This window comes from Candidatus Neomarinimicrobiota bacterium (assembly GCA_021734025.1).
In the GTDB taxonomy this organism is placed as follows: domain Bacteria; phylum Fidelibacterota; class JAANXI01; order JAANXI01; family JAANXI01; genus JAANXI01.
Window position 1 is genome coordinate 101,127 of record JAIPJS010000004.1, and the last position, 24,255, is coordinate 125,381.

A 24,255-nucleotide genomic window follows, 5' to 3' on the forward strand; every position below is an offset into this window, starting at 1 on the left:
ATGCTGTCCCCTTATGGAATGTTTTATATTCCTGCAAATTTATATTCCTGCAAATCTGTATTGTAGAGACGTTTCATGAAACGTCTCTACATTTAAGATCACCTTTCATTCTTTGTAAAGACATGCCATAGCGTGCTTCCACAGACTTCTTCCACGTTAGTTCGCATCCTCCCCCAGCTCCCGCGTCTCCACCACATTCACATCCGGGTCGTCGTCCCGGTTGAGCCAGTCGTTGGCAAGACGGTGGCATTCGTACTGGAGGGTGTGTTTCCGCTTGATGTTGCGTCCCCGGTAGCGGATGGATTCCTCGAAAAAATCGTTCACGGAAGGGATGAGTACTCCCTTTCCCGCTTTATTCAGTGTGTAGCCGTCCGGGATGTCGTCGAAGTACGCCTGCTTAATCTGCCGTGTTGTAATCAGTTTAATCACAACCTCGTCGAGGTACGGGCGGAACGGCTCGATCATGTCGAACACGAACGATTTCTTGTTATAATTATCCGTGTGCAGCAGTCCGACGTGCGGGTCGAGTCCCGCCAGAATGCACGCCCGCTCCACCATGCCGTACAACATCCCATATCCGTAATTCAACAGACAGTTGAAGTAATCCGCCGCCGGATCTCTGGAACGCCCGTCGAACTGATAATTCTCCGGCAGGATTTTGGAGATTGTTCCGAAATAGGTTCGTCCGGCGCTTCCCTCCAAACCGCGCAATGTCCCAGCGATGTCCTGAGCATCGGGCTTTACGGTTTTCAATTTCTTCCGCAATCCCTCGATACCGGAGATGCCGTGCTCCAACACTGCCACACTATCTCCTTTGCGCGTTCGCTTTAGCGCCTTCAGCAGAGTGAGTTGGTGGTCGAACTTCCGTGTGATGAGTGTGATAACCGAGGCAAAGCCGTCGGCAGTTTCCGACAGTTCCAGTTGCTTCCGCCGGATGGCGGCGGTGCTCCCCATCTTTGGTCGCCAAATGCGCGCATACGGATCACCGTATCGATTCATGAAAATGAAATCGATATTGTGCTCAATGGCCAGTTCGACGGCATCACTGGAAAATGATGCCCCGGTGGTGACCAGAATCGACTCCACCTTCTTCGGCGAAAACCGGTACTGCTGATCCTTGATTTTAATGCGGAACATCTCCTGCTTCTTGTGTAAAAACGCGCCGTAAGAATTGATGACTAATTGCATACAGCCCTACTCAATAAGTTTATATTTAAGACCAAATACACCCATTGTACGATGAAAACGAAGAATATTACTGCAAGCGTCGTAACTGCGAAAGTATATTAACCCCATTCATTAGAAAAGAAAAGTAAATATCTAATAACTGGTCATGAAATACCGATTAATGAAGAGAGGGGTGTCTCGTCGAGTCGCTCTACGGAATCAACAATCCACCAAAATTAACCGCTGGAAAGGCCGACCTGAGGCGTCTAACTTACCGCATCTGTAAAAGACATTCCTACCGATCCACATGAGACGAAACTTCCATTCATCGAAGGAGAAGATGATGCTGATACACCGATCGATGTCCATACACAAAAAAGTTGGGATCTTGCTGTTGAGCGTTGCATGTTTTACCCTTACGGGCGCAACGGGATTTGCCCAGGAATATGAGAACCTGCAGGTATTGCCCAAAGATATCAGTGAAGAAGAACTGCGGGACGTCATGGGGAGTTTTTCAGCGGCGCTAGGCGTGCGCTGTGGGCATTGCCATGTACAGAATCCGCCCGGGGAACGGGGAATGGATTTTGCCTCTGACGAAAAGGAGACCAAAAAGGTGGCCCGGGCGATGGTACGAATGAACCGGACGATCAACCGGCATTTGCTTCCGGAAATCGGTCGCGAAGATTTAACACAGGTACAGTGCGTCACCTGTCATAACGGACAGGCTATTCCCACCACACTCCACATGGAACTCCGGACGGCTTTTGATGCCGGAGGATTGGATTCGGCCACGGCGCGTTATGCTGAGTTGCGAAACCGGTATTACGGCCGTGCCGCATTCGACTTCGGTGAACGTTCGCTGATCAACGTGGCAGGCGACTTTCGGAAAGCTGGCGATACGGAAGCCGCTATAAAACTTCTGACAATGAACCGGGAATACTTTCCTGAGTCGATATTTACTTACTCCCAACTCGCGGAGATTTCCCAACAAAACGGTAATAATGATCAGGCCAGACAATACCTCCAAAAAGCGCTGGAAATTGATCCGGAGAACGGCTGGATCCAGCGGCAACTCGAGGAGCTGAGTAGCGGGGAGTAAGTTTTAGGTCACCGTCTCTGAACTCGCGTCTCCGGAATCACACCGTAGGATTTCACGTAGCCTCCGAAGTCGACGATTATTCTGTCCAAGGAAACACCCGGATTAATAGCATTGATACGCAGCGTGAACGCCTGCGGGATTTCTGTGACGTCTGTATTCACGTGATTTCGTAAAATTTCCCGCTGATCGACAATGACCGTTTCCAGTAGATTCGCCGCTTCTCCGGTGGTCACTCCCGGCGATGACCAGAGCGGTTTTGATTTTCGGAGTGGGATTCTCCATAACTTTGTGTAAAAAACACTCCCATTTTCCAATGATTGAAAAACTCCGCAGTGAGTCCCCTCCCAGAAATTGTCTCATCAGCTTGTTTTGTACATTCCCGATGACAAAAGTCTGGCCGGACGAAGCTGATACCGAATACTGGATGAGCGTAGCGATGCAACTCGATTCCGTGCCGACCGGCAACACCTACTATCTGACGAAACTGTTCTACTTTGATGCCGGGTCAGACACCGCCGAGATTGTTGCTGTAGGGAAATCCGGTGGCGGAACCACCTGGTCCGGCGGGAGCGGTTGGGCCGGTGGCGAAGGCCCGGACGTCTCAACCGTTGAGGCCACCAAAGATCCCGTATGGCTCGTGACCAAAATTATTGCCTCTGGTGATTCGACAGTCGATCGCACCTTCATGTGGATCAATCCCGATCCGGCCGGTGGTGCCCCGGATACCGCGGATGCCGACGTATCGCGCGACTCCTGGCTCCATGCCGAAGGATTTAATACGGTTGCTTTTGAAAACGGTGGCGAAATGGCCATGACCATTCATATGGATGAATTCCGCCTGGGTAAATCATGGTCAGATGTCTCCGATGACAATATCACCACTTCAATCGATGTGGCATCGACAGGTCTGCCTGCCAAACATACCCTGGCGCAGAACTACCCGAATCCGTTCAACCCGACCACCAATATCCGGTTTGAGTTGACGGAACAGACCCGGGCCTCGCTCTCCGTGTATAATGCCCGAGGCGAACTGGTACAGACCCTGGTCGATGGTGTATTGACCAACGGAGCTCATGAAGCTACGTTTAATGGCGCAGGACTGCCGTCTGGTGTTTACTTTTATAGATTACAGGCCGGCACCAATATTGAGATGAGAAAGATGCTGCTCATAAAGTAATATCCTGTTCCTTAAACAGAGCGCTGCAACTAAAAAAGCGCGGCCGATCTTTAGAGGATTGGCCGCGCTTTTTTCTTGTAATTTACTGTTCTAATTGGCATTGTATCATAAGTATCATCAAGCCAATAGGAGACAATCCGATGATTTCATACAGGAAACTTACCGGCGTGATAACTCTTCTCAGCATTATTTTCGCCGGCTCGCTAATTGCTCAATCCTCTCCCATTGAACGGCTTAACGAGTCGCCGCGTCACCACGAATGGGTGCAGGTCGAGCACGATAACCGAACGGTTCACTCCTTCGTGGTCTATCCACAGGCCGATAAAAATGTGCCGACGGTCTTGCTCATACACGAAAATCGCGGGCTCACCGACTGGGTGCGGGGGCTAGCCGATCAGGTGGCCGCAGCCGGTTTTATCGCTATCGCACCCGATCTGCTCTCTGGCATGGGACCGGACGGCGGCAAAACCAGCGACTACCCCAACAGCAACGCTGCCAGAGATGGCATTTACCAGTTGCCTCCGGCGCAGGTCACCGCCGATCTCAAGGCCGTAGCCGATTACGGGAAAAATTTGAGCGCGTCAAACGGAACACTGTTCGTTGCCGGATTCTGCTGGGGCGGCAGCCAGACCTTTCGTTTCGCCACCAACTACGGTGATATCGAAGCTGCATTCCCATTTTATGGGACCGCGCCGGAAGATATGGAGCAGCTCAAACAGATTGAAGCGCTGGTATACGGTTTTTACGGCGGAAATGACAACCGGGTCACCAGCACTGTTCCCCAAACCAAAAAGAAAATGAAAACGGCCGGCAAAACCTATAAACCGGAAGTGTACAAAGGAGCTGGCCACGGATTTATGCGCGCAGGCGAAGGTGCTCCCAAAGATGACCCCAACAGGCAGGCCAGAGACAAAGCCTGGGATCGGTGGATAAAGATTATGAAGGAGGAGATGTGAGACAAGGCTGTCCGGGGAGGGAGTGGCTTTGGAATACAACCTACTTATAGCAGCAGGGATTTTTAATCCCGTTCCTCCGGAAGGAATCCCTGGGGGGCCGTTCCGCTTCGCTCCAGCCGGAATGACTTGTGACCCTGGCAGTGTACACTCATCGCATCGTCGACAGTAAACTTAAAGATAATCCTTAAAATGAGAAAATTCACAACATGACACCGCTCTGGGGAATCGATCTCGGCGGGACCAAGATTGAAGGCGTGGTTATTAAATCCGCTGATAATCCGCAGGCGCTCTCCCGTATGCGCATTCCTACCGAAGCCGAGAACGGATACAGCCATATCTTGAACCGGATCGCGCTACTTGTGGAAAAGATGTCCACGGAAATTGGTGAAAGAGCAAGCCATATCGGTATCGGAACGCCCGGCATTGTTGATCCCGGCACCGGGACCGTCAAAAACAGCAATACGGGCTGTCTTATTGGTAAACCGTTACCGAGAGATTTGCGTCAGCGCCTGGATATTCCCCTCACCTTCGAAAACGACGCCAATTGCTTTGTACTGGCGGAGACACGGTTCGGGTGTATTAAAAATCAGGTGCCGGACGCCAGTGTCATCTTTGGAGTGATTATGGGAACCGGAGTCGGCGGGGGACTGATCGTAAACGATACCGTTGTCAGGGGTAAACACGCTATCGGCGGTGAATGGGGTCACAACTTCCTGGACGAATCCGGCGGCGAGTGTTACTGTGGAAAAGTTGGCTGCGTGGAGACCGTCATCTCCGGGAGTGCGCTGGAAAAATACCATTCCGACAGGACAGGGGAAGAAAAATCTCTCAGGGAAATCGCTAAAGAGGCCCGAGATGGATCCGACGTAATGGCAAAAGACACCATCGAGAGGCTGACCCATTATTTCGGTAAAGCCATCGCCGGTGTCATCAACATTGTTGATCCGGATGCAATCGTCCTGGGTGGCGGAGTAGGCAATATTCCTGAATTGTATACCGACGGTATCCGGGAGACGAAAAAGCATGTCTTTAACCACTCCCTGGACACGCCATTTCTGAGGCCGGAATTGGGAGACAGTGCCGGGGTATTCGGAGCGGCTATCCTTCGTTAGTGTTAAAGTGTTACAGTGTTATTGTGTTATAGTTAACAGATTTTATGCATCTGGTGTCCTGATTACTGGAGCGGTTATGTCTTAAATATTTACTTATGTCAATTAAGCGGATTTCTCCTTCGCCATTAACATAACTGCATCCCCCTGTCCCTTTCTTCGAAGTCGTAGATCCCGAGTCGTTTTCGGGAAGAGGGAGAATAAGGTAGTGAGTTGTGTTGCCTATTTATCATTGCCGCTGAAGATAGAGCGTCATGGATTAATTGATTAGATTGGCCGTTGCGAATAATAGTAAGATTAAGAGACAACCACGGTAACACCATAAAACTATAATAACATAGTAACACTTCTGTTTCATCCTGTCTTTGTCAGCTGTCATTTGTACCCGAATCGCACTAAATTTATCGTCCATGAAAATCAACAAACCACTCGACATCGCTGCAGGCATCCTGATGAACGAGGATGACCAGGTGCTCATCTGCCAGAGGAAGGAAGAGACCTCGCATCCACTGAAGTGGGAATTCCCAGGCGGAAAAATCGAAGACGGCGAAACGCCGCGGGAAGCATTGAGGCGTGAGCTCGTTGAAGAATTGGCCGTCGATATCAAAATAGAAGATGAGCTGGTTGCATATGATTATACCTACCCTAATGGCCTCACAGTTAATCTGACGTTCTATATGATAACGGATTATCTGCCGGATCCGATGAACTTAGCCTTTGCCGATATCCGGTGGGTGGACATTGCCGAACTGGACGAATACGATTTTTTGGACGGCGATCAAAGCGTCATCAACCTGCTGAAATTGACGTATACCTGATTTTCCCTATGTCTCTGAAAATCCTCACTCCAAAACAGGTCTCCAACACCGGAAGGCGACGCCTGTTTACCAAAACGTTGCTTCACTGGTTCCGCCGGTTCGGCCGGGATTTGCCGTGGCGTCGGACCCGGAATCCTTATAAAATCCTGGTCTCGGAAATCATGCTCCAGCAGACCCAGGTGGAACGCGTCAAAGATTATTACCACCGATTTCTTGACCGGTTTCCGACAGTGGAATCTCTGGCTGAGGCGACTGAAACCGAAGCTCTGGAAGCCTGGGAAGGGCTCGGCTATTATAACCGGGCACGGAATCTTCGGAAGTCGGCCATCGTGGTCTGCGAAGAATTTAAAGGCATTTTTCCGGAGACCGTCGAAGAGTTAGAGTCACTGCCCGGTATCGGACGCTACACTGCTGGTGCTATCGTTAGCTTTGCTTTTGTAAAACCAGCACCAATCCTGGATACCAATGTTAAGCGGGTACTGGAACGGGTTTTCGTGAAACGCAGACACTCCTCCACCGCAAAGCAGGAACGTCGTCTCTGGAAACTGGCAGAGTCGGTCATCGCACCACGGACCGTCTGGGAGATTAATCAGGCACTCATGGATTTTGGCGCGCAGATTTGCACCGCGAAAAATCCGAAATGTGGCATCTGTCCCATGCGTTCATTCTGTGTGGAGTACCAGCGAAATAAGTCACCGCAGATGGAATTTCCCTACAGTGAAAACGGCAATTCTCTTTCCAAAGCTGCCGAACCCTATGTACCGTATGCTCCGGATGAGTTTTAACTCTGTAATGTTAAAATCTAATTCATTTCTAATAAACTTTATCTAACAACACAACTCACCCTCTTGTTCTCCCTCTCTTCCGAAGAGAGGGAGAAACCCGACGCCACAAGTATAGAAGATGAGTCCCTCCTTCCTCTTCAGAAGAGGAAGGAGGAAAGGTGGATGGAGTTGTGTTGTTGGTAAAAAACAGTTACCACAATTAACTAAGCCACTCTGAGCACAACCAACTGCCTTTTGGCGACAGGACTCTGAACTCCGGACACCAAACTCGCGACACTTCTAACTCTAACACCTGATCCCCCGCCCCGAAGGGATCCCTTTGGGGAACACTCCAACACTGCCGTTATTGCGTCAGCTGCTGAATCGCCCCCATCGCCACATGCGGATCAACGTCAAGCCAGTAGAGTTCATTCCCATCTACATAGAAGTAATGCGCCCGCTGGTTCTGAAGCGCCATGTAAACATTTTCGCCGTATTTTGTAAGTTCACGGGTATGTTGATAGCCCATCTGGCCACCGACGTGCGGATCCTGGATACGCTCCACCATCTTGTTCAAATCACTCAGTGCCGAATCCGGATTGTCATAGACGGTCAGGTACAGCGTCGCATCATAATCTTTGCCGGAATATTCACCGATGTAGTTCTCCTGATCGGTCACCACTTTCTGATGCAGTTTCGTGATGACTTCATCCGCTTCCCCGCCCTGCATAATCTCGGAAATCTGCATATCCTGTATAGAATTCGGCAGCGGCGTATCGTTCTGAATACCCCCACCGCACCCCACTAATACACCAAGAATGAATATCGATATAATTTTTCGCATTGTGCCTCCTTATTCAGCATTGTTTCAGCATTTGTTAAAGATTGGATTCTAAGTAAATCATGTGGGCTTTTCAACGGATTCCGGTTGATGAATTCGAAATGAAAGTACTAATCCAAGAGCCGCAGCAGCGACACCTACAGCGAATATCCCGGTGATGGAATTGCTAAAGGCCTCCAGCAGTGGCCGCAATAAATCCGCGGGCAGGAGCTCCCGGGCTTCGCCCGTAAGCAGCGATGTAGGATCTCCGAACTGTGATTTGAGCGACTCCGGCAATTGACCGAACGTCTGAGATTCCTTTGCTCCCGCTACACCACTGATGAAAATTTTGGTCAACACAGCGCCCATCAAACTGACACCTACCGTGGCGCCTATCCGTCTCGCCAGCTGCTGCGATGCCGTCGCCACTCCCATCACCGAAATATGTATTGAGTTCTGCAGCGTCACCAGGAGTCCCGGCGTCTGGGTCCCCATCCCGATACCGAGAACCAGCATATTTCCAATGATGAATGCCAGGGGTGTGGATTCGTCCATCCGGAGTGCCAACAGGCAGCCGGCGAGCACCATTGCCATCCCGGCGACGATCATCTTTTTCCCGCCGGTGCGGTGTAAAATCCGCCCGGTGATAAAACTGGCGCCGGACCATCCAATGGAGAGCGGCATAATTACAATGCCCGCAGTCATGGCGCTTCCGCCCTTACTCGCCTGAACATACAGGGGTACATATGAGATGAGTCCCAGGATAGTAAAGCCGCCCAGCAACGCGATAATATTGGTCAGCCGAAACACAGGCAGACTGAAAAAATCCAGTGGCAGGATCGGATCTTTGGCACGTTTTTCAACCTGAATTAACGCAAGGACTGCAACAACTGCCGATCCCAGGAGGCCCGCCACGCTCCAGCTCCAGAAGGGCACTCGTTGACCATACCGGAGAAATCCGAGCAGAAGGAGCAGAATCGAAACCATCAGGAAAAATGCCCCGCCGTAATCGATGGGTTGCCGCTCGTCCGGGAGACTTACTTCCCTGTAGGCGCGATTGATCATGTAAATTGCGCCAATCCCAAACGGGATGTTCAGGTAGAACACCCACCGCCAGGTCAGCGCCGTTACAATGGTTGACCCCAGCAACGGGCCGAGCACACTCGAGATTCCCCAGACCGCGCTGGTGTATCCCAGTGCTTTGCCACGTCGTTCCGGCGGAAACACCTTTCCGATGAGTGCATACGGGACCGAAAACATCCCGCCGGCGCCGAGACCCTGCACCGCGCGGAATAACACTAGCTGCATCATATTCGCCGACAAGCCGCTGAGAATCGATCCGGCGAGGAACAATACTACTGCAGCAAAAAAATTAATCTTAATGCCGATAACGTCGCATAGTTTACCAAAGATGGGCATGGAGATAGCGCCGGTGAGCATGTACGCAGAAAAGACCCAGCTGTAAATTGCCAGACCGCCCAGCTCAGTGACAATGGTCGGCATAGCGGTGCTGACGACTGTTCCGTCGATACCCGCCAGGAACACGCCCAGCATAATCCCGATAATGATCCGGGTCAAATGCTGCTGATTATAATCTTCCGGTGTGATGTTTTCTTGTTCCAAAACGGAGGAAAGATACAAAAAATTCCGGCGGATACGAAGCCTCCATCAAAGTCCGGAGTAGGGGGTCTCACCCTATCCGGGAAAAGTTCCGTTGAACTCGGAACTCGCTAATTCTACCGGAGTCGTGAAAACCTGAGTGGATTTGATAGATATAGTACAACTAATGTGGAAGGGGTAGTCAGAAAATATACGGGAAAACCGGCCCACGGCACCCCTCATCCGGCACCGACAAGCTGCAGATCTCCATCACCTGGTAGTTAATCAACATGGCTTTGGTTCAAATAGTGTTCTTACGCGTGTCCCGATTTATTCCGGTATTCCTTGAGTGACCGAAATGATTTCGGGTAATAATTTTTCAGCAGATACGGGAGATCATACCCGCGCTCCCGGCAGAGCTTCTCCATCTCTTCGTAGGAATCTTCCTTGGGAAACCGTGCGACGTTCCGGGTTCGATAGTGGTAAACCCGGACCTGATCATCATTCACTGTGACCGAAAACTGTCCAATGGAGTATCCACCGGACGACAGCAGATGTTCCCATATCTTTCGGGAGAATGTCTGCTCTTCCATGGTATTCTGGTGATTTTTTTATTGTGAAAACCGTGTGACGTCTATTTACTATACAAGGCATCGGAACGACACCTCATGTTGCTTTACTCTTCATTTTAATGTTAGGGTCAGAATCAGAAAGAATCAAGAGGGGGTATCGACCAGCTTTGCGAATGATTGCCGCTGCGCTTAAGCATTTTGTAATGAAGACGTTTTAATGGGATGGTAATTCAGTGCGCTATTCGCGATTCTCATTCATAAAAATACCGCCATCGACGCCTGAAGCGGTCAATGGCGGCTGTCTCTTTTCGCAAACCTGGTGCTTTTTTTTACAGACGCACAATCCCATCATGGCCATCGCGAACGGAATGGAACACAAGTAGCCAGTTTTTCAGGTAATGCGGCAGCAGGAAATTCTCCTGGACATATTTCCGGGCATTTTCTCCCAGATGATCTGCCAGTATGGGATCAGCCAGGATTTCCCGGATGCGGAGTGCTGTTCCCTCAATGGATTGCACCAGCATTCCGTTACTCCGGTGCATGATCTGCCGGCGAATTCCGCCGACCTTGCCACCGATGACGGGTTTCCCCTTCCACATGGCTTCTGTCACGGTCAGACCAAAACCTTCCCGCAGAGACTTCTGCAGAATCACGGACGCCGCCCGCTGGAATGCGTTTATTTCTAAGTTGCTGTCCGGCGGCAGGTTCAGGATATGAATATTCGGATCATCTCCCGCTTCCTCCCGGACTTCTCTGAGCACTTCCGCACCTTCCGGATCATCCGAAGCGCTTCCACCGGCGAGGATGAGCTGGCAATCCAGGTACCGGCGAACCAGCTTATAGGCCTTGATAACGCCAACGGGATCCTTCAGCCGATCAAATCGCGACACTTGCAAAATGATTGGAAGTTCGGGGTCAATTTCGAACCGTTCAAGAACTGACGCAATTTCCTCATCGGTCAGGTCACGATTTTTATCGCTGAACGGATTGATGGCCGGCGGTATGATCACCTGATCAATCAGCAGGCCTTTGGCGTACTCCGGCAGGTGAAAAATGGCATGATCATATTCATCCACCCACTGTCGGAGAAACCCCCAGACACGATTATCCGCTTCCGATAAGTCAATGTGGCAGCGCCAAATCCAGCGGCCCTTGTCCTGCTGCTTACTGTCGATCAGTCCCACGGGTTGTGGATCGTGCATCACGTAGAAATCCATATCCTCCCGGACAACGCCCTGGTTCTGTGCCGTCACTTCCCTGAACGTATCCAGTTCCGCCTGGGAAAATTCCGATTTGGTCCCGTGCAGGGCGTTGTGGAACTTTTTCGTTACGTTAAAGAACTCGGGATTCCCTTCAATCACATCCCAGTGAATTTCAAAATCCAGTCCTTCCATCAATGGGATCAGATGATGCAGAATTTCCGCAACGCCGCCCCCCATTCTGGTGGAATTGACCTGTTGTATTTTGGCGGGACCCAGTTTCTCCGCCAGGTTTTTAATGATGTTGATTTCCGATTTCGATATATATTTTTCGTACGAATCTAGGGTGATGCTATTCTCTGTCATCAAGACGCTCCTCTATCATTTCTAAGAGTTTGGATCGAATTTCGTAGAGGTTGTACACATATGGACTCAGGTGTTCAATTTTCTCTGCGAGTTCCTGTTCGTCCAGTTCATCGCGGAGCCACACGCTGAAGTCGTTGGTTTCCTTGCTCATGCGTACCCGGGCTTCGATTAGATGATAAAAGAGTGAATAGCTCTCTACATTGGCGATACAGTTGCGGAAGCTTTTCAAATCCGTTGCGATATCGCCGGTTCCCACGATGAAGCTTTTAATTTCCGTGAAATAAAATTCCCGGCCCCGGGGAACCCTGGGCAACGATTCGATAGAACCGATATGATCCTCAATATGCTGAATAAGTGCATTCCGCGCCTGGCTGATACTGGTATAACTCAGGGGATCAACGGAGGAGAGCTTCTCTGCCAGTAGATCTTCCTGCAGCTGCCGGTGACTCCACCGCGCAAAATCGTTCAGATGTCCGCCCGTCTCAAAATGCCAGCGAAACAGGGCGTGATGCAAATGGTAAAAAATGGAGGACCCAGAGACGCCCTCCAAACCATCGATTAACGACCGCAGGCTGTCCGCTTTAAAACCGGTATATTTAGTTAATCCTGCTTCCGTATAAAATTCAAATGAATTTGCCATATTCACCTTATAGAGCTTTCGATTTCAAATTTGCAGTTCCCATCTATCTTTACTAGTCCGTGTTCATGATTTATTTACTTGTCATATTTACTGAAGATCGCTTAACATTGAGAGGTTTTCTTCTATCCACCATTTCAGGTCTTTGCGTCTGACCTGCTTTCGCATCTGCTGCATGGTCTCTCGTTTTTTCTCAAGCGGCATCTCTATCGCCGCTTTCAGTGCTTTAGCACCGCTTTCCAGGTCAAACGGATTGACTGCCACCAAGTCCGGAAATTCCGAGGCCACACCGGCTAGTTCGCCCAGGATAAGCGCGCCATCCACGTCGCTCCGGGTCGCCGCAAACTCTTTGGCCACCAGATTCATGCCGTCCCGGATTGGCGTAATCAGCGCCACATCTGCCGCGCGATAGTACGCCACCAATTCCTCCTGGGGCAGGCCGCGGTAAAAATAGTGGATCGGGATCCAGCCCTCTCTGGAGTATTTTCCATTGATGCGCCCGATCTGGTAGTCAATTTCGTCCTTCAATTCCTGGTATTCCGGCACGCCGGTCCGGCTGGGTACGGCTATCTGTAAAAACGATACTTTCTGGCAATATTCCGGATACTCGTCGAAAAACTTCTCCAGCGTCAGCAACCGTTCTTTGATACCCTTGGTGTAATCCAAACGATCGACACCGAGAATCAATTTTTCCGAACTCAGATCATCCTTGATTTCCCGGGCTTTGTTAATGACCTCTTCCGAACTGCCCAGGTTATTGAAATAATCGTAATTAATGCCAATGCCCCGGGGCAGGAGTTTCACCGTCCGGTCGCCCACGTAAATTTCGTACTTTTTTCGGTTCCACTCGTAGCCAAGGATCGTCTCCACGGCGCGGCCGAAATTCAGGCAGTACTGCGGCAGATGAAATCCGATCACATCGTTCCCGAGCATCCCTTCCAGCAGTTCCACGCGCCACGGAATGAACCGGAAAAAGTCCATATGCGGAAACGGGATATGCCAAAAGATGCTGGATCTGATATTCGAATTTTCGTCCTTCAGCATCCCGGCGACCAATGCCATATGGTAATCCTGGAGCCACAGCAGGTCGTTCTCCGTGTCTACGTCTTCCAGGATGGCATCAGCAAATTTTCGGTTCACAGAGCGATAAGCCGCCCAGTGCTCTTCCTCAAAGTTCGACCGCTCCAAAAAATAGTGGCAGAGCGGCCAGAGCGCCTGATTGGAGAAGCCGTAATAATAATTATTGACCTCTTTCTCAGTTAAAAATACGCGACGCTGGAGAAACGTGGGATCTTTACCGGGAATTTGCTGCCTCGCCGGCAATTTGTCCTTATCCTCCAGATCGCCGCCGGCCCAGGACACCCACATGCCCCCGCTGGATCGCATAATCGGGATCAGCGCCGAGACCAAGCCCCCGACCGTGGCGTCATATTCGTACCCGTCCTCTGTCTTCGTCACTGAATATGGCTCCCGATTAGAACAAATCACGAGCCGCCGACCTCTGAGGTTTACATCAACTGGTGTCTGTGTCACGTTATTCCGCCTGGTTAATTAAGGTGAGTATCAATCCGATCATACCACGCCCAGAGATGGGTATAGCTGTCGGTCGGCTGAAAGTCGGAATAGTTCACCATCCGGCTGATAAAAGCACTGACAGCAAGATCAGCCAGGGTGAGTGAATCGCCAACGAGATAGTCACCGGATTGCAGTGCGTCGTCCAGAAAACCGGCCTCTTTGTTAATACGCTGCTGTAAGTTTTCCTGCCCGTCCTTGTCCAGATCATTTCCATCACTGTCGACTTTGACTATTGCCTTATATCCGAGCGGCCCCCACACTTCGTCGGCGTACCGGTCAAGCATATATACCCTGCCGCGTTCTTCCGGAGATTCCGGAACGAGCGGCGAACCGTTACCATAATTTTTATCCAGGTACGTCACGATATCCGTGGACTCCGGCAGTGTGGTGTCTCCGTCGACGATCACCGGGACGCTGGGTTGTCCAGAGATCTGTTCCACACGGCTACGATCACCCGGGTCTATTATCTGGCTGTCGTAAGAAAGTCCCAACGCCCGGAAACCCCTGCGAGCTTTCTCGCAAAAGGGACAGCGCTCAAAGTGGTAGAGTTGGATTTTGTCAGTATCTGTCATCATATTCCCGGCGTTTTCCGAGTCCCATCCATCGCATTGAAAAAGTTAGGGACTGGCCTTGAGTATATCAAGACGACCGGCTGCTGCTCATTACACATTTCGTAATATTCGCCGCGGTGAATTGCACTCCCGTCACCGATCGCTTACAGCGTCGGTGACGGTTACTCCAGTTCTTTTTCCGCCGGAAATCACCAGCGGTTTTTTTGATAGTATTGCGTACTGTGTATTGGGAAAAAAACTCTTCAGATGAAAAAAATGGGAGTCATTCCGAGCGAAATGATGTGAAGTTGAGGAATCTCGTTTAAGGAACCTCCGAAGGGTGGACGACCAGATCCTTCGGCTCGCTCCGCTCGCTCAGGATGACTGGGGGAGTTTTACTATTGAGGAAACGTAAACATTGCGTCATTCCGACTCAGCGCTAGCGAAGGGAAGAATCTCGTGAAGATTTCTCCGGGAATACTAAGAGTAACATATTTCCCGGTTCGGGGACTAGGAGTACCAGCTTCGGTGATGGTGATCTACTAAACTTACACCGTCGGTGACCCTGCCAGGGATCACCGACGGAAGGCAATTGAGTCAATCCGACCGGAGCGCAAAGAAGCAAAGGAATCTCGTCAAGAATCGTCCATAGAATAATTAGCGCGTTCCTTCGACTCTTCCCCAAGGCGAGATCGCTCGGGATACCTGATTGTCTTTAGCTAAATAATAGAAAATTACTCAAGAATTGACTTCCTCGCGGTAATGTTCAATACCACGCCGCATGGAATCCCAGGCCAGGGTGGCGCACTTGAGGCGCACCGGGAAATCAGCAACGCCCTCCAGCGAAGCGACATCCAGGAATTCGTCCTTATCCGGCAATTCCCCTTCGCCACGCATCATTTCCTCAAACATTTTGATGATCTCCAGGACTTCGTCCAGGCTCTTGCCCTTGATGAGTTCGGTCATCATCGAGGAGGAGGCCATGCTGATGGAACAGCCATGGCCGTCGAAACTAATATCCTGTACGATACCGTCTTCATCCACGTCAGCAAACAGTTCCAGGATATCCCCGCAACTGGGATTGTGGCCGCCCTCGGTAAATGTGGGATTGTCTAACTCGCCCCGATTACGGGGGGTCCGGTAGTGATCGAGTATAACTTCTTTATACAGCCCGTTCAGTGACATTGCCAAAAATTTCCCGCACTTTGTTCAACGATTGGAAAAATATATCAATTTCATCGGTAGTATTGTAGAAATAAATACTGATTCGCGCAGATGATCCGATGCCGAGTTTGCGCATCAACGGCTGGGCACAGTGATGGCCGGCACGAATGGCGACGCCCTCCTGGTCGATAATGGTAGCAATATCGTGGGGATGTGTTCCGTCCATGGTAAACGAGACGATGCCGCCGCGCTTTCCCAATGGCCCGTATACGTGGACGTCTTCAAAATAATTCATCCGGCGCATGGTATAGTTCATCAGGTCGCTCTCATGCGCCAGGATTTTTTCCATACCGATATCCTGTAGGTAATCGATGGCGTACCCCAGTACAATACACTGGGCAATATTCGGCGTACCGGCTTCGAATTTCCACGGGGGCTCTTTGTAGGTGGAGGAGTCCAGATAGACATCCTCGATCATTTCACCGCCGCCGAGGAACGGATTCATAGACTCCAGTGCCTCATATTTCCCGTACAGGATGCCAACGCCGGTTGGTCCGCACATCTTGTGGCCGGAAAACGCATAAAAATCGCAGTCGAATTCCTGGATATCCGTTGGACTGTGTGCTGCTCCCTGCGCTCCGTCCACCAATACCCTCGCGCCATATTCATGAGCCAAATCCGCAATCTTGCGTATCGGATTGATCGTCCCCAGCACATTGGACATCTGAGTTACGGCGACGATTTTCGTCTTGTCACTCAGGAGGCTTTCGAACTGCCCCAGATCCAGATGGCCGGCCTTAGTGAGTTCAATACCCTTGATCTCCGCTCCGGTATCTCTGGCAATAATATGCCAGGGAACGATATTGCTGTGATGCTCCATGTAGGAAATCAGGATCTCATCGCCGGGCTCCAGAAATTTACGTCCCCAGGCATTGGCCACCAGATTGATGGACTCGGTGGTACCCTTGGTGAAAACAATATTCCGCTCCGACTCCGCATTGATGAAGTCGGCCACCTTTTCTCTGGCCAGTTCGTAGGCATCGGTGGCTTCTTCGCTGAGGGTATGAATGCCCCGGTGGACGTTGGCGTTATATCGTGAATAATACTCGGCAATTTTATCAATAACCTGCTGCGGTTTCTGGGATGTTGCTGCGTTGTCAAGATAGACCAGCGGCTTGTTATCCTGAACCCGCCGGCTGAGCACCGGGAAATCCTGCCGAATGCGTTCCACATCCAGCGGACTGTTCTGCCCGGGCACTGAGCCATTTTTTCCGGGAACGGTCAAAGTTATTCTCCGTAGTTCACGTAAATCGTATTGTCTTCGATTTTCGTTTCGTATTTCGTCACCCCCACTACTGCCGGAAAGGACTTTACCTCACCGGTACGCACGTCAAATTCTGCGCCGTGAAGAGGACATTTCACCTTATTCCCCAGCAGTTCCCCTTCCGAAAGTGATGCTTCGGCATGGGAACAAGTATCATCAATTGCATAGACATCATCATCCATACGAATAACAGCAATACGGGTTCCATCGTTCATAGTTATCTTGTCCATGTCGTACTCCCCCAGTTCCCCGAGGGAAAGCGCTTCAACCCAGGCCATGCAAATGTCTCCTACTCTGCGATCTTCTCGATCTTTTCCTGTATCAGCCTATCTATGAGGTCCTTCGTCGACTTAGAACCAATATGCTTCGTTACGTCTTTGAAAAAGCCGGAGATGATCACTCGTTCGGCCTGCTGTTTGCTCAGACCACGGCTTCTCAGGTAGTACATCTGATCGTCGTTAATTCGCCCGACGGTCGCACCGTGCCCTGCCTTGACGTCGTCTGCTTCGATTTCCAGCACCGGGATAGAATCTGCCCGCGCCCCTTTGTCGAGGAGAAGGTTTTTATTCTCCAGTTCCGCCTCGGTGAGCTGGGCATCCCGGTCGATCTTGATGAGTCCCTGGAAAACGGAGCGACTCTTGTCCTTTAGCGCGCCTTTGAAAATACTTTCGCCGGTAGTGTGCGGCGTTTCGAGTTTCAGCAGTACACCGGTGTCCAGGTGCTGGGTGTTGTCCAGGAAGTATAGTCCGAGGGCATCGGCGTTGGCTCCTTCACCGGCGCACACGCTGTCGATGTGGTTCTTCGCCAGTTTACTGCCGAAGTTAGAGACCACCCAGGTCATCCGGGCGTCTCGTCCGATGTGGGCCCGTTTGTTGGAGAAATCGTATGTTTCCTGATTATAGCTCTGGATACTGGTATAGTTCATCCGGGCGTTATCGTTCAGGAAGACCTCACTGATGCCATTGTGCAGCGTTTTAATCTCATCATTTGCCGAGCGGAACACCTCTACAAACTGCGCAGACGCGTTCTCTTCCAATATAATCAGATTATGCTGCGCCAACACAGCGTTCGGTTTATTAACCGTAAATAACGCCTCAAACGGAATGTCCACCTCCACATTCTTTGGCACGAACAGAAATGCTCCGCCGCTCCAGAAAGCACCGTTTAGTGCCGCAAATTTACTGTATTGTGGTGTCATCACCTTGGTGAACAGATATTCCTTCACCAGCTCGGGATGCTCTTTTACCGCCTGCTCCAGAGATGTGAAAATGACGCCTTTTTCGCGCAAATCTTCAGAAATTTTTGTCAGTTGTACCTCGGAATCGCCCTGATACAGCAATCCGCCGCGCTGGTCTGAAGACTGCACCAGATCTTTGGTGGCGTCCGGCAGTTCCTCGACCGACGTCACCGCTTCGCCGTTCACATCCGTGTAAGGCGTAAACGCTCCGAAATCGATATGCGAAATATCGGTCCGTCGCCATTCCTCATCTTTGGTTGTCGGCATAGGGAGTTCTTCCCATGTATTATACGCCGCTTCCCGCTGTTCCTTTACCCAGGCCGGTTCCTCTTTGGCCTCGGAAATCGCGTACATCTGCTCGCGGGTAAAGCCTTGTGTATGTCCGTTATCGCTTGCCATGTAATTCCTCGTTCTGTTACCTTCGCATTTTCAATCCAAAGGGAGCCGGTGCATTCAAATCACACCGAGCTCCCTTTCGGTTAATAGTCATATTCATAATCGCCATGGAGGCGTTTTATCCGACAGAACCCTCCATCTGGAGATCCACCAACCGATTAAATTCGACTGCGTATTCCATGGGCAGAGTCCGCTCGAACTCATCCAGGAATCCGTGGACGATAGTGCTCTTGGCCTGGTCTTCAGTGAGACCGCGGCTCATCAGATAGAAGAGCTGCTCCTCGCCGATCTTGGAGACCGTCGCCTCGTGCTCAATCTGCGCGGTGTCGTCCTCGATCTCCATGTAGGGATAGGTATCGGACTCCGCATTTGAGCCCATCATCAGCGCATCACACTCGATGTCCGACTTGCAGTTCTCCATGCCCGGATGGACTTTAATCAATCCCCGATAGGAGGTCCGTCCACCATCGAAGCTGATACTTTTAGATGTCACCTTCGAGGTGGTGTTTGGCGCGGCGTGGATCGCTTTGCCGCCGGTATCCTGGTGCTGATTTTCCTTCGCCGTGGCGATGGACACGATCTCGGCATGAGCGCCCTCACCTACCAGGTAGACACTCGGATACTTCATGGTGACCTTGCTCCCGCCGTTGTAATCAATCCACTCGACGCGAGCATTCTTTTCGGCCTTTGATCGTTTGGTCACCAGATTGTACACCGAACTGTACCAGTTCTGAAGAGTCGTGTAACGAAGCGTAGCGCCCTCGTGGGCAATCAGTTCCACTACCGCAGAATGCAGCGCATTCGTCGAATAGGACGGACTGGTGCACCCTTCGATATAGTGTACTTCCGCATCCTTGTCCACGATGATGAGTGTCCGCTCGAACTGACCGGCATTCTCTGCATTAATCCGGAAATACGCCTGCAGCGGCAATCCGACCTTCACTCCCTCTGGCACGTAAATGAAACTTCCGCCGGACCAGACCGCGGTATTCAGCGCTGCGAATTTATTATCGGAGGCCGGAATCAATGTACCGAAGTATTCTTTGACGATCTCCGGATGTTCCTTTAGTCCGGCATCCATATCAAAGAAGAGTACACCTTTTTCCTCCCAGGCGCCTTTCAGCTTGCTGTAGACCGATTCGGAGTCAAACTGATTGGACACGCCGGCCAGGAACTTCCGCTCTGCTTCCGGAATACCGATCCGTTCGAACGTTTCCTTGAGATCGTCCGGCACATCATCCCAGCTCTGGTTCTTATTTTTCTGGTAGTCCGGCTGGAGATAGTAGATGATCTCGTTGAAGTCGATATCCGAGAGATCGCCGCCCCACGTGGGCATCGGCTTCTTCATAAATTCCCGGAAACCCTCTAGACGCTTCTCCAGCATCCACTCCGGCTCTTCCTTCCGCTTGGAGATATCTTTGATGAGATCCTCGGTTAATCCGGGTGGCGCTTTAAATTTATATTTATGTTCGCTGTGCCAGCCGTATTCGTAATCTCTATTGGCTGTTTGCAGTGCTGTATCAGACATATTTACCCCTGCATACGTTTATATTCGATTTAATTAGACTTCGACTTCGGTCTTTTCCCTTATCCAGTCGTAGCCTTTATCTTCCAGTTTTTCTGCCAGTTCCGGCCCGCCTTTGTCAGCAATCTTTCCGTTGAGCATGATGTAGACGTGATCCGGTTCCAGGTACCGTAGAATCCGCTGGTAATGCGTGATTACCAGTACTCCCATTTCAGGATTCACCAGTTTATTGACCGATTCTGCGACTGTTCTGAGTGCGTCAATATCCAGGCCGGAATCCGTTTCGTCCAGAATGGCCAATTTCGGTTCGAGTACGGCCATCTGGAGCATTTCGCTCCGCTTCTTCTCGCCACCTGAGAACCCTTCGTTCAGGTAGCGCGACGCAAATTTTTCATCCATTTCCAGATCCTGCATCTTCTGGCGGAGATATTTGGAAAATTTTCCCACTGAAATAGAATCATTCTTCACGGCATTATAGGAATCTCTGAGAAACTTGTCCATGCTGACTCCCGGAATTTCGCTGGGATACTGAAATGCCAGAAACATGCCAAGTCGCGCCCGCTCATCAGGTTCAAGATCATTGACCGACTCGCCACGAAATGTGATCTCGCCATCCGTGATATGATAGCGGGGATTGCCCATCAAAATATGAGCCATCGTACTTTTCCCGGATCCGTTCGGTCCCATAATGGCATGGACTTCGCCGCCGTTAACTTCCAGGTCGATGCCGTGCAGAATCTCGGTGTCTTCCACACCGCCCTTCAGCCCGGATATTTTCAACATTGGTTCATTACCGTTGTTCTTTGCCATAAACTCATTTCTCCTCTTCAGTTACAGATCAGCTAAACTAATATTTTTAAAATAATTGGTCAAGTTGCGTTGTATGGTCAATATCGGCGATTTGATATTGCAATTTTCCAGCTGGGAGCACTCTTCGCCGTTATTTGTGGAGCATTCCACCATGGATATCGGTCCCTCGATTATCCGGACGATGTCGTTCAGGTTAATATCCTCAGGCGCTTTGTCCAGCACATATCCGCCGGTGACGCCCTGGTAGGATTTTATCATTCCGTTCCGCGCCAGCTGCTGCAGTACTTTCCCAAGAATTCCCCGCGGAATATTAAACCGCTCTGCGATTTCCGTGGCGCTCACCACAACATCCGGATCCTTTTCCTGTTCCGAAATGATGCATTTCATCGCGATAATTCCGTATTCAGTTTTTTTCGTAAAACGCAGCATTTTTCTTTATTCCAATATATGCGACCATTTCAATCGCATTTAATATAAGACCACTTTAGTCTCATTTCAAACAGAAATAACATTTTTTCTACGCATTGCTCGTAAATGACTCTTATCACTATAATGACAGTGTTTCAGCGACTTTACATTTTTCAAAATAACCTGTAAACTGTGATTTATAAATGAGGGCATAACTATAAATTCATTGGAATTTTTTGATTTTGAGGGCAAAAATTACCCAGGAGGAAAAATTATGACGGCACAATCCGAACATACCAAGAGCCAGGAAGAAGAACGAGTCGCAAACGCATATGACCGTATCCTGGAAAACGTACGCAACATCCTGACCACGACTTCGGATATTACGAAAAAGGAGTTTGACCGGGCCCTGAATCAGGCAGGGACATCCCTGGAAGAGGCATCCCAATATACTAAAGACGAGATAGAAAAAGCCCGGAAGGCCGTGCGCAAAGATTGGCAGAATTTCGTAAAAGTCGCCGGCAAACAAAAAGAGGATTTTTTGGAATCAGAACAATTCCAGCGGATTTCAGACACCGGACTCGGGATGCTGGCCAAGATGACAAAGGCAGTGAAAAACTGGGCTACCTTCCTGGATGAAAAGATCGACGAGCAGATCACCTATCACACCGGTGAAGTTGCAGGAGCCGGCACATTTAAGTGTGTGGAATGCGAAAAAACAATGACCTTTAAAAAGAGCGGGCGCATTCCGCCGTGCAGCTCGTGTAAGAGTACGACGTTTCGGCGAATGCTGTAACTAGCGATATGTTATAGCCACAAAGACGCGAAGGCACCAAGAAAAAATTAAATACTTTTCTGTCGGTGATCGCTCATAGCGTCACCGACAGTTTTATATACTCCTTCCGGAGGAGGGATCTCGTGAGGGCCCTTACGGTGTAACAGTAATGCAACCTTTTCCCTACCTCGCAATGAGATTGCGAGGCTTTTTAATCCAGCCTTGGAATCTCATTCCAAGGCGAACCAATTCCGCCGCCGACTCCCGCTACAACGGGAAGCAACCAAGCGAGTCCGGCGTAAGCCGGGCGCATCGAGGAATCTGGTAAAGAACCCTCCGAGGTGAAACTGACCAGATCCTTCCCCGCAGGGATCCCATTGGGGCGACTTCGTTCGGCTGTCGCCGAACTCCGCTCAGGATGGCTGGCAAGGTATTTTTTAAGTACAAGGTAAAGGGATGTGTCATTCCGACTGAGCGCAGCGAACGGAGGAATCTCGTAGTGGAGTAAAAATATTCTACCCCCCCCCTCAACATCGGATCTCCGCCCAAGAATTACCCTCTGAGGAGGGAACTACGCACCAGGTCATCGCCGGAATTCGCGCTGGTAGTCACCGCTTGATCGGTGTTTTTGGAATTTCAAAGGAGTATGAACCACAAACAAAAACGATTAAGAGTAATTTTCTGTAGCGAATAGGATCAAGATTAAGAAAGCGACGACAGCGATACTATTTCTTACTTGAACACATGCCCCGAAGGGATCCCTTTGGGAAACACCTGAACACTCTAACACTGTCTATTCTCAAAACACTTGTGTCCCCCGGTGTCTGCATCTATATTGATAGCGTCTGTTCACCTTCGGAACTTCCGCAATGACCACACAACATAAATTTTACCATTTCGGCATTGTCCTAGCAATAGTGCTGCTGCTCCCTCTCTCCATCTCCGCACAACAAAACCGGGTGCATGTGATGACCGTGGAAGGCGTTATCGGTCCGGTCACGGCTGAGTTCATAAATAGTGAACTCGACGCCGCTACCAACGCCAATGCCGAAGCCCTGATTATCCAGCTGGATACACCTGGTGGACTCATGACCGCCATGCGATCTATTGTTAAGACCGAATTAAATGCCGAAACTCCTGTAATTATGTATATATCACCGAAGGGCGCTCAGTGTGCGTCGGCCGGAGTATTTATCTCATACGCCGCACACATCTTTGCCATGGCGCCGGGCACGAACGTCGGATCGGCCTCGCCGGTCACGCTTGGCGGCGGTGGTGCCACGCCCGGCACCGAAGGCCAGCAGGACACCACCCAGTCCGAGACCATGATGAAAAAGGTTACGAACGATGCGGTGGCACAGATCAAGTCCATTGCCGAGCAGCGAGGCCGGAACGGTGAATGGGCGGAAGAGGCCGTGCGCGAAGCGGTAAACATCACCGAGTACGAGGCGCTGGAACTCAACGTTATCGATTACATATCGCCATCCCTGGATAGTCTGCTGGCACAAATCGACGGAGACACAGTGGAGGTTGCTTCCGGGGAAACCGTCATTCAAACCGGCAATGCACAGATCGTTTATCGTGAAAAAAGTACCCGGTTTAAAATTCTGGATACTATCAGCCATCCGAATGTGGCATACATATTAATGATGCTCGGATTTTACGGCCTCTTTTTCGAGCTGAGTAATCCCGGCACTATCTTTCCTGGCGTTATAGGCGCCATCTGTCTGATCCTGGCGTTTTTCGCATTTCAGGTGCTGCCTATCAACTACGCCGGTATCGCATTAATTATATTGGCTATTATTCTTTTCATTGCCGAAACCCAGGTGCCGAGTTTCGGCCTGCTCACCGCCGGAGGAGTCGCTTCTATGGTAATCGGATCAATTATGCTGATTGACACGCCGGAACCGTTTTTCCGGGTAACCTGGAGTGTTATCATTCCTGTAGTCGTCACAACCGTTCTATTCTTCGTCTTTGCCCTGGGCATGGCGCTAAAAGCCCAAAAGAGTAAAGTTATCACCGGGGTGGAAGGTATTGTCGGCGAGATCGGCATTGCCGAAACGCCGATCCACCAATCCGGCACAGTTGCGGTGCACGGCGAGACGTGGACGGCAGTGAGCGACGAACCGATCCCCGAGGGGACGGAAGTCCGGGTGGAGGAAGTCCGGCAGATGAAGATTAAGGTGAGTCCGGTTCACAACAACTGA

The 24,255-nt window shown here is 50.5% G+C and carries 24 protein-coding genes; 8 read left to right on the forward strand and 16 right to left on the reverse strand.

The genetic code is table 11. The features are described from left to right. Window positions 1–156: 156 nt before the first annotated feature. Complete coding sequence (gene cas1 / locus K9N57_06175; GenBank protein ID MCF7803756.1) at window positions 157–1,188, reverse strand: CRISPR-associated endonuclease Cas1; 1,032 nt, start codon at window positions 1,186–1,188, stop codon at window positions 157–159. Between the two features lie 319 nt (window positions 1,189–1,507). On the opposite strand from cas1, the gene K9N57_06180 reads away from it, so the two are divergent. Beyond that, window positions 1,508–2,266, forward strand: coding sequence for a c-type cytochrome (locus K9N57_06180; GenBank protein ID MCF7803757.1), 759 nt, complete (start codon window positions 1,508–1,510; stop codon window positions 2,264–2,266). Between the two features lie 8 nt (window positions 2,267–2,274). Here the strand turns inward: K9N57_06180 and K9N57_06185 are convergent, their stop codons facing one another. After that, window positions 2,275–2,499, reverse strand: coding sequence for a hypothetical protein (locus K9N57_06185; protein MCF7803758.1), 225 nt, complete (start codon window positions 2,497–2,499; stop codon window positions 2,275–2,277). 149 nt (window positions 2,500–2,648) lie between these two features. Here K9N57_06185 and K9N57_06190 point away from each other — a divergent pair, with 149 nt between their 5' ends. The 5 genes from K9N57_06190 to mutY all read left to right on the forward strand — a co-directional run bounded on the left by K9N57_06190 (window position 2,649) and on the right by mutY (window position 7,111). Next, the gene (locus K9N57_06190; protein ID MCF7803759.1) at window positions 2,649–3,443 is read left to right on the forward strand and encodes a T9SS type A sorting domain-containing protein; all 795 of its coding nucleotides are present in this window, start codon (window positions 2,649–2,651) and stop codon (window positions 3,441–3,443) included. 140 nt (window positions 3,444–3,583) lie between these two features. Next, on the forward strand, window positions 3,584–4,399 hold the full coding sequence (locus K9N57_06195; GenBank protein MCF7803760.1) for a dienelactone hydrolase family protein: 816 nt from the start codon (window positions 3,584–3,586) through the stop codon (window positions 4,397–4,399). A 206-nt stretch (window positions 4,400–4,605) separates the two neighbouring features. Then, window positions 4,606–5,511, forward strand: a complete 906-nt coding sequence (locus K9N57_06200; GenBank protein ID MCF7803761.1) for an ROK family protein — start codon at window positions 4,606–4,608, stop codon at window positions 5,509–5,511. A gap of 407 nt (window positions 5,512–5,918) precedes the next feature. Next, the gene (gene mutT, locus K9N57_06205) at window positions 5,919–6,326 is read left to right on the forward strand and encodes an 8-oxo-dGTP diphosphatase MutT (GenBank protein ID MCF7803762.1); all 408 of its coding nucleotides are present in this window, start codon (window positions 5,919–5,921) and stop codon (window positions 6,324–6,326) included. Between the two features lie 8 nt (window positions 6,327–6,334). Next, window positions 6,335–7,111, forward strand: a complete 777-nt coding sequence (gene mutY, locus K9N57_06210; GenBank protein MCF7803763.1) for an A/G-specific adenine glycosylase — start codon at window positions 6,335–6,337, stop codon at window positions 7,109–7,111. Window positions 7,112–7,454: 343 nt separating this feature from the next. On the opposite strand, the gene K9N57_06215 is transcribed toward mutY, so the two are convergent. From K9N57_06215 to K9N57_06280, 14 genes are all read right to left on the reverse strand, one after another. Beyond that, on the reverse strand, window positions 7,455–7,934 hold the full coding sequence (locus K9N57_06215) for a hypothetical protein (GenBank protein ID MCF7803764.1): 480 nt from the start codon (window positions 7,932–7,934) through the stop codon (window positions 7,455–7,457). 57 nt (window positions 7,935–7,991) lie between these two features. After that, window positions 7,992–9,533, reverse strand: coding sequence for an MFS transporter (locus tag K9N57_06220; protein ID MCF7803765.1), 1,542 nt, complete (start codon window positions 9,531–9,533; stop codon window positions 7,992–7,994). Between the two features lie 290 nt (window positions 9,534–9,823). Continuing rightward, window positions 9,824–10,102 carry a hypothetical protein gene (locus K9N57_06225; protein ID MCF7803766.1) on the reverse strand — a complete coding sequence of 93 codons (279 nt, stop codon included), beginning with the start codon at window positions 10,100–10,102 and terminating at the stop codon, window positions 9,824–9,826. A 308-nt stretch (window positions 10,103–10,410) separates the two neighbouring features. After that, the gene (locus K9N57_06230; protein MCF7803767.1) at window positions 10,411–11,646 is read right to left on the reverse strand and encodes a glycosyltransferase; all 1,236 of its coding nucleotides are present in this window, start codon (window positions 11,644–11,646) and stop codon (window positions 10,411–10,413) included. Continuing rightward, window positions 11,633–12,286, reverse strand: coding sequence for a DUF5752 family protein (locus K9N57_06235; GenBank protein MCF7803768.1), 654 nt, complete (start codon window positions 12,284–12,286; stop codon window positions 11,633–11,635). Before K9N57_06235 ends, K9N57_06230 begins: the two co-directional genes overlap by 14 nt. 87 nt (window positions 12,287–12,373) lie before the next feature. After that, window positions 12,374–13,741: a trehalose-6-phosphate synthase gene (locus K9N57_06240; GenBank protein ID MCF7803769.1), complete on the reverse strand. Its 1,368-nt coding sequence runs from the start codon at window positions 13,739–13,741 to the stop codon at window positions 12,374–12,376. Window positions 13,742–13,830: 89 nt separating this feature from the next. Next, on the reverse strand, window positions 13,831–14,433 hold the full coding sequence (locus K9N57_06245; GenBank protein ID MCF7803770.1) for a glutathione S-transferase family protein: 603 nt from the start codon (window positions 14,431–14,433) through the stop codon (window positions 13,831–13,833). 714 nt (window positions 14,434–15,147) lie between these two features. Next, entirely contained in the window at window positions 15,148–15,594 is a 447-nt protein-coding gene (locus tag K9N57_06250) for an SUF system NifU family Fe-S cluster assembly protein (GenBank protein ID MCF7803771.1), read from the reverse strand. After that, window positions 15,572–16,810 (reverse strand): cysteine desulfurase, encoded by a 1,239-nt coding sequence (locus K9N57_06255; GenBank protein ID MCF7803772.1) that lies wholly within the window; start codon window positions 16,808–16,810, stop codon window positions 15,572–15,574. Before K9N57_06255 ends, K9N57_06250 begins: the two co-directional genes overlap by 23 nt. A 50-nt stretch (window positions 16,811–16,860) precedes the next feature. Beyond that, window positions 16,861–17,175 carry a non-heme iron oxygenase ferredoxin subunit gene (locus K9N57_06260; GenBank protein MCF7803773.1) on the reverse strand — a complete coding sequence of 105 codons (315 nt, stop codon included), beginning with the start codon at window positions 17,173–17,175 and terminating at the stop codon, window positions 16,861–16,863. An 11-nt stretch (window positions 17,176–17,186) separates the two neighbouring features. Next, window positions 17,187–18,533 carry a Fe-S cluster assembly protein SufD gene (sufD, locus tag K9N57_06265; protein MCF7803774.1) on the reverse strand — a complete coding sequence of 449 codons (1,347 nt, stop codon included), beginning with the start codon at window positions 18,531–18,533 and terminating at the stop codon, window positions 17,187–17,189. Between the two features lie 115 nt (window positions 18,534–18,648). Then, complete coding sequence (gene sufB, locus K9N57_06270) at window positions 18,649–20,058, reverse strand: Fe-S cluster assembly protein SufB (GenBank protein MCF7803775.1); 1,410 nt, start codon at window positions 20,056–20,058, stop codon at window positions 18,649–18,651. A 33-nt stretch (window positions 20,059–20,091) separates the two neighbouring features. Beyond that, window positions 20,092–20,838 carry a Fe-S cluster assembly ATPase SufC gene (sufC, locus tag K9N57_06275; protein MCF7803776.1) on the reverse strand — a complete coding sequence of 249 codons (747 nt, stop codon included), beginning with the start codon at window positions 20,836–20,838 and terminating at the stop codon, window positions 20,092–20,094. Between the two features lie 48 nt (window positions 20,839–20,886). Next, window positions 20,887–21,252, reverse strand: a complete 366-nt coding sequence (locus tag K9N57_06280; protein ID MCF7803777.1) for an Rrf2 family transcriptional regulator — start codon at window positions 21,250–21,252, stop codon at window positions 20,887–20,889. Window positions 21,253–21,547: 295 nt separating this feature from the next. Between K9N57_06280 and K9N57_06285 the strand changes: the two genes are divergently transcribed. Then, on the forward strand, window positions 21,548–22,069 hold the full coding sequence (locus tag K9N57_06285) for a zinc ribbon-containing protein (protein MCF7803778.1): 522 nt from the start codon (window positions 21,548–21,550) through the stop codon (window positions 22,067–22,069). A gap of 848 nt (window positions 22,070–22,917) precedes the next feature. Further along, window positions 22,918–24,255, forward strand: coding sequence for a nodulation protein NfeD (locus K9N57_06290; GenBank protein ID MCF7803779.1), 1,338 nt, complete (start codon window positions 22,918–22,920; stop codon window positions 24,253–24,255).

Excerpts from the sequence above, each read along its gene's own strand:
- K9N57_06290 (MCF7803779.1), top strand. The coding sequence starts at position 22,918 with ATGACCACACAACATAAATTTTACCATTTCGGCATTGTCCTAGCAATA.
- K9N57_06235 (MCF7803768.1), bottom strand. The coding sequence starts at position 12,286 with ATGGCAAATTCATTTGAATTTTATACGGAAGCAGGATTAACTAAATAT.
- K9N57_06285 (MCF7803778.1), top strand. The coding sequence starts at position 21,548 with ATGACGGCACAATCCGAACATACCAAGAGCCAGGAAGAAGAACGAGTC.
- K9N57_06250 (MCF7803771.1), bottom strand. The coding sequence starts at position 15,594 with ATGTCACTGAACGGGCTGTATAAAGAAGTTATACTCGATCACTACCGG.
- K9N57_06280 (MCF7803777.1), bottom strand. The coding sequence starts at position 21,252 with ATGAAATGCATCATTTCGGAACAGGAAAAGGATCCGGATGTTGTGGTG.
- K9N57_06260 (MCF7803773.1), bottom strand. The coding sequence starts at position 17,175 with ATGGCCTGGGTTGAAGCGCTTTCCCTCGGGGAACTGGGGGAGTACGAC.
- sufB (MCF7803775.1), bottom strand. The coding sequence starts at position 20,058 with ATGTCTGATACAGCACTGCAAACAGCCAATAGAGATTACGAATACGGC.
- K9N57_06215 (MCF7803764.1), bottom strand. The coding sequence starts at position 7,934 with ATGCGAAAAATTATATCGATATTCATTCTTGGTGTATTAGTGGGGTGC.
- K9N57_06200 (MCF7803761.1), top strand. The coding sequence starts at position 4,606 with ATGACACCGCTCTGGGGAATCGATCTCGGCGGGACCAAGATTGAAGGC.
- K9N57_06195 (MCF7803760.1), top strand. The coding sequence starts at position 3,584 with ATGATTTCATACAGGAAACTTACCGGCGTGATAACTCTTCTCAGCATT.
- mutY (MCF7803763.1), top strand. The coding sequence starts at position 6,335 with ATGTCTCTGAAAATCCTCACTCCAAAACAGGTCTCCAACACCGGAAGG.
- cas1 (MCF7803756.1), bottom strand. The coding sequence starts at position 1,188 with ATGCAATTAGTCATCAATTCTTACGGCGCGTTTTTACACAAGAAGCAG.
- K9N57_06230 (MCF7803767.1), bottom strand. The coding sequence starts at position 11,646 with ATGACAGAGAATAGCATCACCCTAGATTCGTACGAAAAATATATATCG.
- K9N57_06225 (MCF7803766.1), bottom strand. The coding sequence starts at position 10,102 with ATGGAAGAGCAGACATTCTCCCGAAAGATATGGGAACATCTGCTGTCG.
- mutT (MCF7803762.1), top strand. The coding sequence starts at position 5,919 with ATGAAAATCAACAAACCACTCGACATCGCTGCAGGCATCCTGATGAAC.
- K9N57_06245 (MCF7803770.1), bottom strand. The coding sequence starts at position 14,433 with ATGATGACAGATACTGACAAAATCCAACTCTACCACTTTGAGCGCTGT.
- K9N57_06190 (MCF7803759.1), top strand. The coding sequence starts at position 2,649 with ATGACAAAAGTCTGGCCGGACGAAGCTGATACCGAATACTGGATGAGC.
- sufC (MCF7803776.1), bottom strand. The coding sequence starts at position 20,838 with ATGTTGAAAATATCCGGGCTGAAGGGCGGTGTGGAAGACACCGAGATT.
- sufD (MCF7803774.1), bottom strand. The coding sequence starts at position 18,533 with ATGGCAAGCGATAACGGACATACACAAGGCTTTACCCGCGAGCAGATG.
- K9N57_06180 (MCF7803757.1), top strand. The coding sequence starts at position 1,508 with ATGATGCTGATACACCGATCGATGTCCATACACAAAAAAGTTGGGATC.